This window comes from Nitratireductor sp. ATLC21 (assembly GCF_057196525.1).
In genome coordinates this window covers 22,946-39,006 of sequence record NZ_JBXUOU010000006.1, presented here as the reverse complement: position 1 = coordinate 39,006, position 16,061 = coordinate 22,946, and the positions used below count along the sequence as shown (strand labels likewise).

Annotated in this window: 12 protein-coding genes; 5 read left to right on the top strand and 7 right to left on the bottom strand. The window is 54.6% G+C overall.

The features are described 5' to 3' along the window. Window positions 1-410: 410 nt before the first annotated feature. The 6 genes from AC2CHD_RS20460 to AC2CHD_RS20435 all read right to left on the bottom strand — a co-directional run bounded on the left by AC2CHD_RS20460 (window position 411) and on the right by AC2CHD_RS20435 (window position 6,315). Window positions 411-1,706: a TRAP transporter large permease gene (locus AC2CHD_RS20460; RefSeq protein ID WP_484555127.1), complete on the bottom strand. Its 1,296-nt coding sequence runs from the start codon at window positions 1,704-1,706 to the stop codon at window positions 411-413. After that, window positions 1,706-2,179, bottom strand: coding sequence for a TRAP transporter small permease subunit (locus AC2CHD_RS20455; RefSeq protein ID WP_484555126.1), 474 nt, complete (start codon window positions 2,177-2,179; stop codon window positions 1,706-1,708). Before AC2CHD_RS20455 ends, AC2CHD_RS20460 begins: the two co-directional genes overlap by 1 nt. Window positions 2,180-2,244: 65 nt before the next feature. Further along, window positions 2,245-3,393, bottom strand: coding sequence for a TRAP transporter substrate-binding protein (locus tag AC2CHD_RS20450; RefSeq protein WP_484555125.1), 1,149 nt, complete (start codon window positions 3,391-3,393; stop codon window positions 2,245-2,247). A gap of 22 nt (window positions 3,394-3,415) precedes the next feature. Then, complete coding sequence (locus tag AC2CHD_RS20445) at window positions 3,416-4,648, bottom strand: LVIVD repeat-containing protein (protein WP_484555124.1); 1,233 nt, start codon at window positions 4,646-4,648, stop codon at window positions 3,416-3,418. A 595-nt stretch (window positions 4,649-5,243) separates the two neighbouring features. Then, the gene (locus AC2CHD_RS20440; RefSeq protein WP_484555123.1) at window positions 5,244-5,537 is read right to left on the bottom strand and encodes an antibiotic biosynthesis monooxygenase family protein; all 294 of its coding nucleotides are present in this window, start codon (window positions 5,535-5,537) and stop codon (window positions 5,244-5,246) included. Between the two features lie 175 nt (window positions 5,538-5,712). Then, window positions 5,713-6,315, bottom strand: coding sequence for a helix-turn-helix domain-containing protein (locus tag AC2CHD_RS20435; RefSeq protein ID WP_484555122.1), 603 nt, complete (start codon window positions 6,313-6,315; stop codon window positions 5,713-5,715). Between the two features lie 517 nt (window positions 6,316-6,832). Here AC2CHD_RS20435 and AC2CHD_RS20430 point away from each other — a divergent pair. The 3 genes from AC2CHD_RS20430 to AC2CHD_RS20420 are packed head-to-tail and all read left to right on the top strand — an operon-like array spanning window position 6,833 to window position 9,836. Next, window positions 6,833-7,795, top strand: a complete 963-nt coding sequence (locus AC2CHD_RS20430; protein ID WP_484555121.1) for a zinc-binding dehydrogenase — start codon at window positions 6,833-6,835, stop codon at window positions 7,793-7,795. Between the two features lie 59 nt (window positions 7,796-7,854). After that, window positions 7,855-8,787 carry an NAD(P)-dependent oxidoreductase gene (locus tag AC2CHD_RS20425; RefSeq protein WP_484555120.1) on the top strand — a complete coding sequence of 311 codons (933 nt, stop codon included), beginning with the start codon at window positions 7,855-7,857 and terminating at the stop codon, window positions 8,785-8,787. Between the two features lie 56 nt (window positions 8,788-8,843). Further along, window positions 8,844-9,836 carry a Gfo/Idh/MocA family protein gene (locus AC2CHD_RS20420; protein ID WP_484555119.1) on the top strand — a complete coding sequence of 331 codons (993 nt, stop codon included), beginning with the start codon at window positions 8,844-8,846 and terminating at the stop codon, window positions 9,834-9,836. Window positions 9,837-9,954: 118 nt separating this feature from the next. On the opposite strand, the gene AC2CHD_RS20415 is transcribed toward AC2CHD_RS20420, so the two are convergent. Then, entirely contained in the window at window positions 9,955-10,464 is a 510-nt protein-coding gene (locus AC2CHD_RS20415) for an Lrp/AsnC family transcriptional regulator (protein WP_484555118.1), read from the bottom strand. A 126-nt stretch (window positions 10,465-10,590) separates the two neighbouring features. On the opposite strand from AC2CHD_RS20415, the gene AC2CHD_RS20410 reads away from it, so the two are divergent. After that, the gene (locus AC2CHD_RS20410) at window positions 10,591-14,073 is read left to right on the top strand and encodes an indolepyruvate ferredoxin oxidoreductase family protein (protein WP_484555117.1); all 3,483 of its coding nucleotides are present in this window, start codon (window positions 10,591-10,593) and stop codon (window positions 14,071-14,073) included. A 66-nt stretch (window positions 14,074-14,139) separates the two neighbouring features. Further along, complete coding sequence (locus AC2CHD_RS20405) at window positions 14,140-15,933, top strand: acyl-CoA dehydrogenase family protein (protein ID WP_484555116.1); 1,794 nt, start codon at window positions 14,140-14,142, stop codon at window positions 15,931-15,933. Window positions 15,934-16,061 lie beyond the last annotated feature (128 nt).

Here is a 16,061-nt window from a genome sequence, read left to right as displayed (position 1 = left end):
ACCCGTGGCAGGTCAGTCCTTTTCGTCGGAAGATCCATCCTATGCTCCTGTCTCGTATACCAGGAACACCTCGCACGAACGTCATGTGGCTAGCGCAGAGCCGGCCACACAACAGAACAGAGCAGGTCGTTCCTCACAAATTTTCGGCAACCAAAGCTTGACCAACTCTGGCTGAAGTGAAACTGCGGTTGCCAACGCCTGTTCCCAAGCTCCTCGGAAATTTCCAACTCCGCAACAAGGGCACCCAATAGACAAAGATCGTTGGAAAGAACGTGCATAGGCAGACTTCAGAAATTCGACAGTATTGCATTTCGGGCAGGAAAAAGCTGAATCGTCTTCTCCCGGAATGCAAAGCTTTCCTCGGCCGTTGCAACTCCACCCTGCTGATTCATAATCACAATTGGTGCTGCTCACATTCGACTCGGCAACCATGTCACGATCCCCGGGAAGACAATAAAGGTGGCGATTGTCAGGAGGGTTATCACGACGAACGGCGTCACCCCCGCAAAAATGTCGCCAAGGCTAAGCTGGTCGTCCACTTTTGCAAGGACAAACACATTCATCCCAACAGGAGGGGTGATCAGCGCAATTTCGGTCATTAGGACCAGCACTATTCCAAACCAGATTGGGTCATAGCCCAAAGACATCACGACGGGAAATATGAACGGAAGCGTCAGCAATATCATCCCGAAGGCATCGAGCACACATCCAAGCAGAAGCAAGACTCCAAGCACAGCCAAAAGAACCACAATATCCGGCAGATTGGATGTCTCGATTATACCTATTACGCTAGACGTAACCTGTGTTGCTGCCAGGAACCTAGCCAACACCGAAGCTGAGATAAGGACAGCAAAAATCATTCCGGAGAGCTGCACGGTCTGCTTTGCAGCTTCCCACAGATGGATGAGCGATAGGCGACGCATTGCAGTTGCCACTGCAATTGTCGATAGAACGCCTATAGCCGCGGCTTCACTTGGGGTGAACCAGCCGACATACAGCCCGCCAATCACCATCCCAAAGATAACGAAAATGGGCATTACCTTGAGAAGTGATCGGACCTTCTCCCTGAGCGGGAACGGATCGCCCGCACGTCCAAGCTCTGGTTTCAAGGCGCAGCGGGCCATAATGTAGAACGAGAACGCCAGCGTCAGGATCAGCCCCGGAACGACGCCAGCAATGAACAACTTGCCGATCGACGTCTCCGTCCAAAGACCGTAGAGGATAAGCAGCACACTTGGCGGTATCATGATGGCAATCGTCGCTGCAGAAGCTAATCCACCTGAGGCCATCTTGATGTCGTAGTTGTATCGTCGCATTTCCGGCAGCACGATCTTCGACATCGTCCCTACAGCCGCCGAGCTCACACCTGTGACCGCTCCGAACATCGTGCACGAGACCACGGATGCCACCAACAGACCGCCCGGCAGCCGGCCGAACCATTTGTACATCGCGTCATAGAGATCTTCTCCAATTCGCGCGTAGCTCACGATCAGTCCCATATATATAAAGAGCGGGATAGATGCGAACAGAAATTCACCAGCCGTATTGAAGGCCGTTGTATAAAACTGCGCTATCGCTTGGCTGAAGCCAAGCAGAAAAGTCATTCCGGAAAATGCTACAATGGAAATTGCCCATGCTACCGGCACACCTAGCGCGATCAATAAAAGCAGGAAAGCGAAACTGGTATATCCTAAGAGATGGGCCATCAACGCTTCCCTCGAAAATTGGCAGCAGCTTTGGGGAGCGCGTCGATCACGACGAGCCCGGCGCCTCCGCATCCTAGTGCAACAAGCGCAGCGACCGGCCACAGCGGCAGCCCAATTGTCGGTGTTTCGGAACTAACAGCCATCATCTGCCAAATTCTGGATGCTGCCCCCCAGCCTATTGAACCAAGGAAGACAAGTGCGCCCACCGCCCCCACGGTATCGGCCAGGCTTCGCATCAGCGGACCAGCCTTGTTATAGAATATATCCATCCTTACATGCGCGTCCTTGCATAGAGAATCGGGCAACGAGAAAAAGAAGTAGAGTGTGAGAGCAACCGTTAGCAGGTCCTGCGTTGCGCTTAAGCCAATACCCAAGAGGTTGCGAGAGAGGACATCAATTCCGACCAAAAGACACAGGAACGCTATCAGAAGCGAAGCTGATATCGTGAATATTCGAGAAATACTAAGTCTCATCGTACCAACTCCTCCGACAGGTCGGTGGGCGGTCCCATCGCCCACCGACACCGGCGCGAATAGCTTCAGTAACCTGACATCATCCCTGGTACAGGTCGCTCAAGGACCTGCAGGAAACGCTCATCGGGAGTCATCGCCGCGTAGTGAGCTGACAGTTCCCTGATCTCTGCGATCATCTCATTGGCCGGTTGTCCTGCATCCTCCTGCTCGGCAATCCAGTCAGTGATAAGTTTGTCATAGCGGCGAGCAAGTTCCTCTGAATCCGCTGACGGGAGTTCGAGAAATTCAACGCCCTCATCCAGCATCTGCATTCTCGCCTTCTCGGCTTCCGCATCGTAGTAGAGCTGCGACTCTACCTGCGTCCATACCTGCAACCAGTGGTACAAATAGTCACGCACCGGCTCCGGAAGATTGTTCCACCGCTCGGGATTTACGCAATGCTCGTTTGGGTTCGTCCAGAGATCGACTTCTGTGCGGTACTTCGCTATCTCGTTCAGCCGAAACGTGTAGAATCCAGCGTCATGCATCGGAACGACATCCAGAACCCCTGTCTGAAATCCTGGGTATATCTCGCTTGCCTTAAGCGTCGTTGGCTCCAGACCCAAGGCAGCGACGGAAGCGACCGAGACACTGCCGGCCGCCCAAGCGCGCTTGCCCTGCATGTCTGCAAGGGTCCTCATCGGCTCCTTCGTCGATAGCTGTTGAGGTGGCGTCAGGCCCAATCTGGCCAGATACACGCCCCGGCGCTCATATGCGGCTCGTAAATATTTCGCATATATTTCATTGAATACTATCGAACCGACACTTGAACTTTGGAAGAGAGTTGGAAGCTGAATGCCGAAATGGAGGTCAAAACCACCAGGGTTAAACTGGGTGTAACATGTTCCCATATCCGCCAAACCGGAGCTGATGGCCTCGAACGCCCCCGTTTGAGTATCGTTCAGCGAACTTGACCAGAATGGCTGGATCTGCACCTTCCCACCGGTATCCTCCTCCAAGCGCTTCCACATTGCGCGGTAAAGCTCCTGATTTGTTCCAGAACTTCCAAGAAAAGTTGAATATGACAGCACTATTGTCGGACCATCATACGCGAATTCTGTCGAGATTTTCAGATCTCCCGACAAATACCGTTCTGCCGCTGTCTCCGCAGAAGCCATACTGACTGAGAAGCCAATAGCTACGCCAGCTATTCTTAATACTCCCAATGCTTTCATTTGTTCACCTCCATATTATTTTTCATGCGTTTTCAGATAGTCTAAGCACGAACACGCCATGGTTTTTGTCACTGACAAAGATATTGCCACGATTGTCGACGAGAACATCTTCCGACTGCGTAACAAGTCCTGTTTTAGGCAATGGACCCTTTCGCTCCTTGGGGTCCGCAGGAATAAAGTACGCAATCTCTACTGGCCTCCTTTCGTTCGAGATGTCGTAAACCCGCAAGCCGGCATTAAAGTAGGTCAGGAAGACAAGATCCTCGTCGCTATGCAGCACGTCTTGATTTTGCCATTGATGCTGGTTGTGCGGACCAAATCGACCGGGGCGGTCGTAGAACGTGGAAATGCCTAACTCCTTCGGCGGAATGGGCTGGGGAAAGAGAGAGACCAATCGGGGCGTACTTTCGTCGGAAACATCTACGATCCCGGCGTAGCCCAAGGGCTCGTTACCCATCTCCTCAATGGCTTCTGAATTGACGACGACAAGTGGGCGCCGGGAGAGAGGCCGCGAAGTGTGGACGGAAATGAAAGCCTGAAAAGGAGGTGAAAATGGAAGATCGCTTACAAGCTTGGGTGCAGTGACATCAGAGATATCCAGAATGACAAAGCCGCCGGCGCTGTAGGGCAAGTACGCACGATCTCCCATGACATACGCGCCGCCGTGAAGAAATGTGCCAAACGGGACGCCTCCTTCACCACCCGCCAACCACTGACCTGTACGCCACCAACGCGAGACCTCTTTCGGGTTAGCGGGGTCGCTTATGTCGACGATTTGGTAAATGTGGCCATCATACCCCTCCGGCAACGCGGTGGCGTGGACATATCGCCCGCCATCGTAATAGTTCCGGTGCGTTCCGAGCCCACCTGTTCTATACTGCCCTAGCTGCTGGGGGGACTCCGGATCGCTCAAATCCCAGATTAGAAATCCCTCCGAGAACGGTTTGGTCGGATCGCCTCCCCATTCCTCCGGAATTTTCTCCATGGAGGTGATCATCTTGCCTTCGGCGATTTGGACCTGCAGAGTAAACGTATTGGGCGGCCCCTCGATGAACCTCACAAAGCGGGGATTTGTCGGGTCCGTAATGTCAACGACTGACAGCCCACTGTGCCAGAAATGAGCCGTGTACAGGTAGTATTTCTCGCCCGAGCGATGGATGGCCATTTTGAAGGCAGGCCGACCATCTAATTCGATGTATGAGATGCGTCGCATACCGTGCGAATGCGCATTATCGATATACTGGAAATCTCTCATTGCCCCATCCCATCTGGCTCTAGTTGCACACGGCGCGCACTCGCGCCGCAGGTGCCTTTTTTTGCTCGGAAAGTATCATTCGGCAGCAAGCTTCGATAAAGCTCCGTTCGCGCGCCACTCATGCACCTTGAAGACATAGGCTATCTCTTGCATCTCACTTTTTCAATAGGAAAGTCACTTTCCTTGTACGCAAAGCCGATGAGCATCTATCCCAGCCCCCCTTGTCCGATGAGCGCACTAGAGAGTGATCAAGGAAACATCCCCCTGGATCTCCCACGCCCGATCTGAGCGAAGCCGGCGAGGGGTGCATCAAGCGGTCAAGAGAGCCAAGCAGGCGAGCAGCGCCAGGCTCGTTCGCGGCAAACGTTAGCCACACCAGGCGCACTGATGTCGATCGTGAGACTGAAGGCGCCAGTTCGAAATGATCGCGGCGTCTCGCACGCGACGCGATTCGCGTAGCGTGCAGGGCCTTGTCGGTCGCCGCTTCCACGGTGCCTCTACAACCATCCTGTGGTCGCTATCGTCGTGACACGCACTCACTCACGACCTGGGCGAAGCTCGCACAATGAGGAGACAGCTTTCCGCCTCTTCGGCTTCAGCTCGCCACGATCTCCGTGTGCACCACAGCTGGCGGCTCGAGGAAAAAGGGTTTGGCGAGCGCGTGCCACTCTTCGAATGCGCGAGAATGCCGGAAGAGCATCGTGTGATGCTCGATTGTTTCCCAATCCACGATCAGTCGATAACTTCCCTCGATTTCGACAACTCGCTCAAGATGCATTGTCAGACATCCTTCTGCGCCCATGATGATCGGGCGAGCGGCCGCGACAGCTTCTTCGAACCTACCGGTGTTTTCCGGGGCGACCAGAATAGTTGCGATCTCACGTATCACTGAAGTCTCACCTGCTCGAAAACCGCAGCCATTGTTCGATCAGATACAATTTCTCCTATGGCGAGCAGCAAACTTTGCAGCAGCAGAGATGCCTCAGGGACATCTCTCAGGCATTCCTCGCATGGTCGAGCAGTTTCAGGAAGCAACGCACCAAAGGGAGCAATCATAACGTGCCTTAAAACGTCGGGGGCGTGTTGATGATGATCAGTTGCGCTACCGAGGAGCCGCTATTCTTGTATCCGTGCGGAACTTCGGAGCGGTAAAAGCAAGAATCGCCCTCGTCGAGCCGGTAGATCTCGTCTCCAAGATAGAGATCTATCGATCCTGATAGAAGGTACATGAACTCCTCACCATCATGCTTCACTGTGCCGTCAGTCTCACCGCCCACATCGATGGTGTGTAGATATCCTTGGAGAAGATTACCTGGCCCATATGGAACCAACCGTTCCAACGTTATCCCGCGCCCGTTGCGAACGAGAGCAAGCTCTACTTTTGTCCGCTGCCCCTTGCGAGATACGATTTCGCTATCAGGCGCGCTGGGGGAGAACAGTTCGCCTAATGTCAGCCCAAGCGCATTGCAGATGCGATGCAGAACAATCAGAGATGGCTGTATTTTCCCATTCTCAAGCTTGGAAAGCAGACTTTCCGAGCAATCTGCAGCATCCGCAACGTCCTTTATTCTCATTCCGCGCGCCAGCCTGGCGTGTTTTAGGCGCACCCCAAAATTGAGGACTGCCTTATCGCCATCCTGACCACCGACTTCGTCACGCCTTTTCATATGCCGCCTTCACTACTTCGCATCTTTCAATACGTCGCCTCTGCACTCGGCAAATTCTGTAGACTACCAAACCGTACAATCTTGCCCCGTACGCGATGCAGCAGACCAACTTACAGCCCGCCCGAACGCACGAAGTGGCCCGTTTCCGCCGTATCGCTGCACCATGGCGCTCCCTTTCCACCACCTTCGACGCATGACATTGCGGGCGGACCGACTATCGCGCCGAAGAGTTGCGGGAGTTTACGTGTCCGCATCTCAATTTCCTATATATGTTATCACAAGCGTGCAGATCATGTTATTTGATGGATTATAGCCCGTCCAGCCGAAATTGTGTCATCCCCAAACTCGCCACTGCCGCAGGCTCAGGGCGATCCCTACGCCCCCCCATAGACAGGTATTATCATGTCGCTTTCCTATTGATCAATCTACTTTTCTGAGCTAAATGTCGATCGCACACGAACCGCAGTCGAACGCTGCTGTTCGTCGGCACACTTGGAAACGAACGAAGAGAGACCCAATGTTCATCTACGATACTAGCCAGACTATGCTCGCTGTGCTGGCGGATCCGATGCATCCGGGGGAATTGGCGCTGCGAGAGGCTTCCATACCTAAGAGGCGGGATGATCAGGCTCTGATTCGCGTCCATGCGATTTCGTTGAATGCCGGGGAAACACGCACTGCCCTCATCGCGGACCGGTCATATATTCCAGGGTGGGACTTCGCCGGCGTTATCGAGGAACCTGCCGCGGATGGCTCTTCCCTGCCCAAAGGTACAAGGGTGTTTGGCATCGTACCTGCTGGGGCTTGGGCTCAGTATGTAGCGGTCAGTGCCGGTATGATGGCGGCGCTTAGCGACAGTGTCAGCTTTTCGCAAGCGGCGGCACTGCCAATTGCAGCCATTACGCCATTACGCGCGCAGCGACTTGCCGGGGATATAACAAACAAAGACGTGCTCATCACCGGTGCAGCGGGCGGCGTTGGTCGTTACGCATGCCAACTCGCCGCCCATGCGGGCGCACGTGTTCATGCCATCAGTAGGCGACCGCGTCTCGAGGAGCTATTACGCCAGGATCATGTAGAACTGGTAGAACTATTTCCCACGATGGATGATGCCGTCGAAGCGGGAGACTACGACTATATTCTTGAGTCGGTAGGCGGGCCCAGCCTGGGGTGCGCGCTTGGTGCGCTGAAGCGCGGCGGCGTTTGCGTGTCTTGCGGCAACTCCTCAGATCAGACGACAACGTTTGAGCCGCGCGACTTCTATCTGAAGGCCGACACCCGTTTGCATGGCCTCTACCTTGGAAGCGTTTTTGTCGACTGTGATGCATCGTCCGACCTAGTCGAGATTCAGAATCTCGTTGCAGCGGGAAAGCTCTCTGTGCCGATTGGCGACGAGCGTTCCTGGAAAGATATACAGCGGGCTGCGCTTGATCTGAAGGGCCAGTCGATCGACGGCAAGATCATCTTGCATGTGGATTAAGGTTTCCTACTGGGTACGGCATTTTCCGAAGCTCAAACCTACAAAAACCATTCTTCGGCGTGGTTGACCTAGCATCCAGCGAAATGTGGAAAGCATCGACCGTGATTAAACGAACGCAGATCGGACTCCTCGGGCTCGGAATCATGGGGATGGCCTTTGCTAAAAACCTGATACAGAACGGTTTTCAGGTTCATGGCTTCGATCCTCTGGAGAGTGCACGGCAATCGTTGGCCACGCTCGGCGGGTTGCCGCATGAAAGTGCACGCTCTGTTTTTGCGGCCGCAGATCTGGTGCTAACGGCGCTACCGAACGTGTCTGCGCTAGAAACTGCTGTGGCGGATTGTCTGCCTGCGCTGAGCTCCGCCCACGTGGTTGCCGAGATGAGTACTTTGCCGGCCTCTGCAAAGGAGGCTGCAAGGGATGAGCTTGCGACGCGAGATGCAATATTGCTCGATTGTCCAGTCTCTGGAACCGGTTCGCAAGCAGAAAGCGCCGACGTGGTAGTGTATGCGTCTGGCCCCGCTGAAGCAACAGCCCGGCTTGAGCCTGCCCTCCACGCAATCTCGAAGAAGATCTACCACGTGGGGCAGTTCGGCAATGGGATGAAGCTGAAGCTAATCGCAAATCTGCTTGTCGCAATTCACAACCTTGCGACGGCCGAAGCGCTTAACATGGCTGAGCGATCTGGGCTCGATCTCAACGTGGTTTACGCTGCAATCGCATCAGGTGGTGCTGCCACTTCACGCGTATTCGATCTGCGTGCACCGCTCATGATCGCCAACGAATATGAACCGCCGACCATGAAAATGGAGAACTTCATGAAGGATGTTTCGCTCATAATGGACCACGCCTTGGCACTCCATTGCCCGGTTCCATTGCTGAGCGCCACATTACCTTATTACACTGCCGCACTTTCTCAAGAAAGACACAAGCAGGATACAGCAGCACTATATCCAGTGCTGAAAGGCATGACCGGCATCCAGACAATTTGATACCCGCTGTATCAAATCTGATAAAATATTATCCCGCGACAATGGAGCTACGCGCTATGCTGAACGCAGCAATCATTGGCCTTGGCTGGTGGGGAAAGAACATTGCGCTTCGTCTGAAGGACTCGGACAGAATAAAAGTTACCCATGTCGCTGATCTGGCCCCAGACCGCCACATGCCTTTCATAAGGGAGCATGGATTTACTGCCGCGCGGAGCTTTGAAGAGGTCTTGAAGGATCCGTCAGTTGACCTGGTCATCCTCTGCACTCCAAACTGGGACCATGCCAGCCAGATTGCGGCTGCCGCAACTGCCGGAAAACACGTCTTCTGCGAAAAGCCGCTAGTCCTCAGTCGCAAAGACGCGGAAGCGAGCGTCAGCAGTTGCAAAAGAAACGGCGTTAAGCTTGGTATTGGACATGAACGACGGTTTGAGGGACCGATGGTCGAAATAGAGCGAATGGTGAAGGAGGGCGAATTTGGCACGGTGATGCATGCGGAGGCGAACTTCAGCCACGATAAGCTTGCGAACGTGCCACCGACGGATTGGCGACGGAGCGCCAAGGAGAGCCCGGCGGCGGGCATGACGGCCATGGGCGTTCATTTGACAGACGCCTTCTTGAACTTATTCGGGCCCGTTGAAAAGGTGCTGGCAATGACGGCCTCGCGCGTCCTTCCCGGAGATAACGGAGACGTGGTCTCCGCTATGCTCCGTCATCGCGCAGGCATGACATCTTACATCAATGCTGTACTGGCTACGCCGTTGTATTTGCGGCTTGCGGTATTCGGAACCAAGGCGTGGGCGGAATGCCGAAACGAAACCCATCCAGACACTCCCGGACCCTCGACACTCACAGTTGGGTTGGCCGGCGGAGCGGTCAAGACCACAACCTTTGAGTGGGTGGACACCGTCAAGTTGAACTTGCATCATTTCGCCGACTACATCGCCGGAACGTCAGCTTATTGCTTTTCGGATGAGGAGATCATCGGCAATATTGCCGTGCTGGAGGCGATTGTAAAATCTGCCCAAGAGGGGGTGGAAGCGTCCATCTAGCCTGTGCCATCAGATGTAGCTCCGCGCGATGGAGGGGATGCAGCAGTCCCGAGATCGTTACTGTGGCTGTATTGCGTGGCCGCCGCCATGGGCAGGTATCCTGCTAGGCACCATAGCTCTATCGCTGGATGATCTGCGAATTGTTCATGCGTGTAGACCGCGTCCTGAAGGGGATCGACGTTGTCGATTTTAATTGCTCAAGGACGATGCTGGATTGCGTCTCGACCACGCCTTCGATCGCCGTCAGTTTATCTCGCATGAAGTCGCGAAATTCTTCGATGTCACCCAAACGCACCTGAACGAGATAGTCGAAGGCACCTGTCAGGAGGTGGCAGCCAACGATCTCCGGGATCGTTGCGACCTCTGCATCAAATTTGTCGAAGGCCGCCCGGGTTTGGCTAGCCAGTCTGACGTTTATGAAGACCGAAAGCCCAACACCCAATTTCTTGGCACTTAGCAGCGCCACATAACAGTCGACATAGCCCTCATCCTCAAGCCGCTTCACGCGACGCGCGCAGGGAGAAGGCGACAGTCCTACTCGTTCGGCGAGATCGGTCATACTGATACGCCCATCCTCCTGCAGAAGAGCGAGGATCTTATAGTCGAACGCGTCGATCTTCTCTGCCATAAAATATCGCCCCCGTGTCCTTTGACGCCACTATCCATCAAATTGTTCGCTCCAACAAGGTGCAATCGCCGAGAAATGCCTCCGATACGATGGTATTAGCTATATAAACGATATGGGAAGGATCACATGAACGCTTCCGTAAGCCTCGACGACAAGTATTCCCTCACGGAAGGCCGCGTCTTTGTTACCGGCACGCAGGCTCTCGTTCGTCTGGCGCTCATGCAACGCTGGCGGGACATGGCTACAGGCATCGACACAGGCTGTTTTGTCACCGGGTACCGCGGCTCGCCGCTGGGAAGCGTCGATCAGTGCTTCTGGCAGGCGAGGAAAATCACCGGGGCGGCTGATATCCGCTTTCAGCCCGGCGTGAACGAAGATCTTGCAGCGACTTCTGTGCTCGGAACCCAGCAAATCAACCTCTATGAGCCTGCCAACAAACAGGGGGTCTTTTCCATGTGGTATGGAAAAGGTCCGGGTGTCGATCGATCAGGCGATGCTTTCCGTCACGGCAATCTTGCCGGCTCCGCGCCGCATGGCGGCGTGTTGATTCTGGCAGGTGACGACCACACATGCAAATCCTCGACCACTTCGCATCAAAGCGAATATGCCTTGATGGATGCTATGATTCCGACTCTGAACCCGGCCGGAATTCAAGACATCCTCGATTTTGGACAGTTTGGATGGGCGCTTTCGCGCTATGCCGGCACTTGGTCCGCAATGAAGCTCGTTGCGGATACCATGGACTCGTCAGCGTCGGTCGAGGCTTCAGATGGAAGGATGCAATTCGTTACGCCGTCGGACTTTGACATGCCCCCGGGCGGTCTTAACATTCGTTGGCCAGATACACCCCAGGAAATGGAACGTCGACTGCATAACGCCAAAATCCCAGCAGCACTGGCCTTCGCAAGAGCCAACGGAATTGATCGAACCACCCTTCTCAGCCACCGTCGGCATCTCGGGATTGTCACGACGGGTAAATCCTATCTCGATGTTCTCCAAGCTTTGGAACTGCTCGGCATCAGCCAGAAGCGCGCAGCAGAACTTGGTCTTTCGATTTACAAGGTCGGAATGGTGTGGCCTCTCGAACCGGAGGGAATAAAAACCTTTGCAACAGGTCTGCCGGAACTGTTGGTCATCGAGGAGAAACGGCCGCTTATCGAGAGCCAGATCAAGGATATCCTTTTCGGACTTCCGGCTGCCAAACGACCTCGTGTCTTTGGTAAGAAGGACGATCAGGGACGTACTGTGCTTCCCGTCCATGACGATCTCACTGCTTTGCAGATCGCCAAGGTCATCGCTCAGCGATTCTTGCCCTGGCTTCATGGAACGGAACTCCTCGAGCAAGTTCGAGAGATTGCCGCTTTACAGGCAGCATCTACTTTGCAGACTTCACCGGTTCAGCGAACGCCATATTTCTGCTCAGGCTGTCCTCACAACTCGTCAACAAAAGTACCAAAGGGTAGCCGTGCTCTTGCCGGGATCGGATGTCATTATCTTGCCCTGAACATGGGCCGCGAGACCGCAACCTTTACTCACATGGGTGGCGAAGGAGCAAATTGGATCGGTCAAGCGCCATATGTACGGACCAAACATGTCTTCCAGAACCTAGGTGACGGCACCTATTTCCATTCTGGCCTGCTCGCCATCCGGGCCGCGGTGGCAGCGAAGGTAAACATTACTTACAAGATTCTTTTCAATGACGCAGTCGCCATGACCGGAGGCCAAGCGCATGACGGTCAACTAACCCCGCAACGCATTAGCCATCAAGTGCGCGCCGAAGGTGTTGAACGAATTGCGATCGTGTCGGACGATATCGAGAAGTACGCTGAACAGCCGGCATTCGCGCCCAACGTCTCTATTAATCACCGTAGTGACCTTGACGCTGTGCAGCGCGAACTTCGAGAATACCCGGGCGTATCCGTCTTGATATATGATCAGGTTTGCGCTGCCGAAAAGCGCCGTCGGGGAAGACGAGCCGCCGCAAAACGGACGAACGAACGGCGCGTGTTCATCAATGAACTTGTCTGTGAAGGGTGCGGAGACTGTTCAAAGAAGTCGAACTGCCTTTCAGTTGTGCCTGTCGAAACGGAATTCGGTCGTAAGCGCCGCGTCGACCAATCGTCATGCAACACCGACTTTTCTTGCGTGAATGGCTTCTGCCCGTCGTTTGTAACCGTCGAAGGCGCGGCACTTCGTAAACCGACAACCACCTATCTTGAAAGCCTTCTTGCCATCGATCTGCCCCTACCAAGCGCACCGAGCTTGGCAGAACCGTGGAACATTCTGATTACCGGTGTCGGTGGCACAGGGATCATCACGATCGGCGCGATCATAGCGATGGCTGCCCATATGGAGGGCAAAGGGTGTTCAACACTCGACATGACGGGCATGGCGCAGAAGGGTGGTCCGGTCACGTCCCATATTCGAGTCGCCTCTTCGCCCGAAGGCATCCATTCGTCACGAATCTCAACAGGCTCAGCCGATCTTCTGATCGGCGGCGATCTCGTTGTAACCACAAGCAAGGAGGCGCTCGGAGTAATCCGGAAGAATAAGACACGTGTCATTTTGAATGAACAGCAGTCGATCACAGCGGACTTCATTCGGAATCCGAAATTTTCTGTTCAGACGAAGCGGCTCGTCGACATTGTTCGAGATGACGCCGGAACTGAGAACGTGGAGCTTGTCCGCGCGTCACGGCTCGCGGAGAAGCTGTTGGGTGATGCCATTGGGGCCAACCTCTTTCTGGTCGGTTATGCGTATCAGCGCGGGCTCGTTCCCATCTCCGAAGAATCTATTCTCGCTGCAATCAAATTGAACCGTGTCGCCATCGAGATGAATACGACCGCCTTCCGCCTTGGCCGTTTGGCGGCGCAAAAACCACAAGTCCTCCACGACGTCATCGCTGGTGATACAGAGAGCCCATTGCATTCTTATCCCAAACCTTCAACCTCACTGGCGGAAGCGATAAGCCGACGCGTGGAATTCCTGGCTGACTATCAGGACCGGCGGTACGCCACGCGCTATGAGAATTTCGTCGGAAAGGTACGGCGGCGCGAAATTGAGGTTACCGGCAGCGAAGGTGCTCTGTCAGAAGCTGTGGCGCGAGGTCTCTTCAAGCTAATGGCCTATAAGGATGAGTATGAGGTTGCCCGCCTCTATTCCGGTAAGGCCTTTCGAGAGATGTTGTCCGAGAGCTTTAGCGCCGTGGATCGACTTTCGATTCATCTTGCTCCGCCGATGCTTGCAAAGCGAGATCCAGCATCCGGCGAACCACGCAAGGTCGCTTTCGGTCCTTGGGTTTTAACGTTATTCTCGGTGCTGGCGAAAATGCGCCGGTTGCGAGGAACCGCGCTCGATCCGTTCGGCTACACTGAGGAACGTCGCTCTGAAAGGCAGTTGATTGTCGATTACATCGAGTCAATTGACCGCCAATTGCGCAACCTCAAACCGGAAAGCATGCATCTCGCTGTGGAGATCGCCAAGATTCCTGAGGAAATTGCCGGCTTCGGGCACGTCAAAGCGGAGAACGTTCGCAAAGCGAAGGAGCTATGGCGACAGTTGGAAAACAAGTCGCAAGCGGATTTGTCGCAAAGTTCCTCTGCTGGCTGATCGCATTCTACCAGTTGTTCATCTTTTTCGTCATTGGGAAGCTGACCTAAGCAGCTCTATAGGACCATGTACCGCGCACCAATTGGAGAAATCGCATTTGCAGTGAAGCATGTGGCTGGCTTCAAAGCCAGCATGGACGCTGGTGAGTTCGGCGATCTGACCGAGGATCTGCTGGACGCCATTTTGGCCGAAGCTGGGCGTTTTGCTTCTGAAGAGATTGCTCCTCTACGTCGTATTGGCGATCAGAGTGGCGCTAGGCTTATCGCTGGAAAGGTCAGCACTCCCCCTGGGTGGCCTGATCTCTATCGCAGCTGGATCGCAGGAGGCTGGAATGGTTTGCAGGCGCCCAAGCAATACGGAGGGCAGGGCTTGCCGACTGTGCTCGGTGTTGCGGTCCTCGAAATGTGGAACTCCGGCTCAATGGCCTTCGGTATTGGCCCAGCGCTGACGATGAGCGCCATCGACGCAATCTACGCTCATGCGAGCGACGAGTTGAAACAACTCTACCTGCCGAAGCTGATAGCGGGAGAATGGATGGGAACGATGAATCTGACCGAACCGCAAGCTGGGTCAGACCTTGCAGCGGTAAAATGCCGTGCCGAGCCAGCGGGCGATGGAAGCTATCGCTTATTTGGGCAAAAGATTTTCATCACCTATGGCGAACACGATCTTTGCGACAACATTATCCATCTTGTACTCGCCCGTCTTCCAGATGCTCCAGCCGGGAGCCGCGGCCTATCACTCTTCCTTGTACCGAAATTCACTGTCAATGCCGACGGCACGCTCGGGCCGCGCAATGACGTCTTCTGCTCAGGCCTGGAGCATAAACTGGGCATCCATGGGTCGCCGACCTGCACGATGGTATTCGGAGACGGATTATCCGACCTTGTTCCGGCAGGAGCCAAAGGTTGGCTCATCGGAGAGCAACACCGAGGTCTCGCTTGCATGTTCACGATGATGAATAATGCTCGCTTGGCAGTGGGCATCCAAGGGGTTTCCGTTGCGGAGGCAGCGTTCCAAATGGCTCGCGGCTACGCCGCCGAAAGACAACAGGGAAAACTGAGCGGCGGAGGGAAAGTGGTTGCGATCGATAATCACCCTGATGTCCAACGCAACCTTCTGACAATCAAGGCAATGACGGCAGCAGCGCGAGCGATATGCTACTCCTGTGCGTTTGCAATAGACAAAGCCAGGATGGCGGACGGCACAGAGCTGCAATTTTGGAAAGATCGTGCCGACTTACTGACTCCGATCGCAAAAGCTTTCTCGACAGATGTCGGCGTAGAAGCCACATCAATAGCGGTGCAAGTATTCGGCGGCATGGGCTACATTGAGGAAACCGGCGTAGCGGCGCTCTATCGCGACGCACGTATTGGGCCGATCTATGAGGGTACCAACGGCATACAGGCAATAGACCTTGCCACACGGAAGCTATCGTTAGGCAGCGGGAAACACGTTGACCTGCTGTTCGACGATTTAAGCGAAACGGCAAGGCAGCTGAGCAGCTCCGATCGGCCAGCTGCCGAGGAATCGGCTGACGTCCTGAAGGCCGCGATTCGACGGTTGCGCGCTGCAACCACTTTTCTCAAAACGGCGCCCCATGAGGGACGTGAAAGCGAGGCGTTGGCCGGAGCAGTGCCCTATCTTCGGCTGTTTGCGCTCACCCTTGGTGGTGTCTATCTCGCAAGGGCAGCGCTTTCAGGAGGGTCTGAAGCACGGACCACACTCTTCCACTTCTACCTTCATAATGTGCTCTCGGAGGCTGATGGCTTGCACCGGCAAATCTTGTTGGGTGGGAAAAGTGTCGGATCTGCGGCTCGGTATCTCGCAGCACCAGATGCCGTGACCGCAGTCAACTGAAAAAGCCGCGTGCAGTAGCGTATCAAGCCTTTCGTTTTTGGAATGAGGCGCGGTACCGGAACCGGCTCTCACATGCACAGTCAACGTTCCGCCTATCAGGGTGCATCAACAGCGCGACTCTGCTTCGA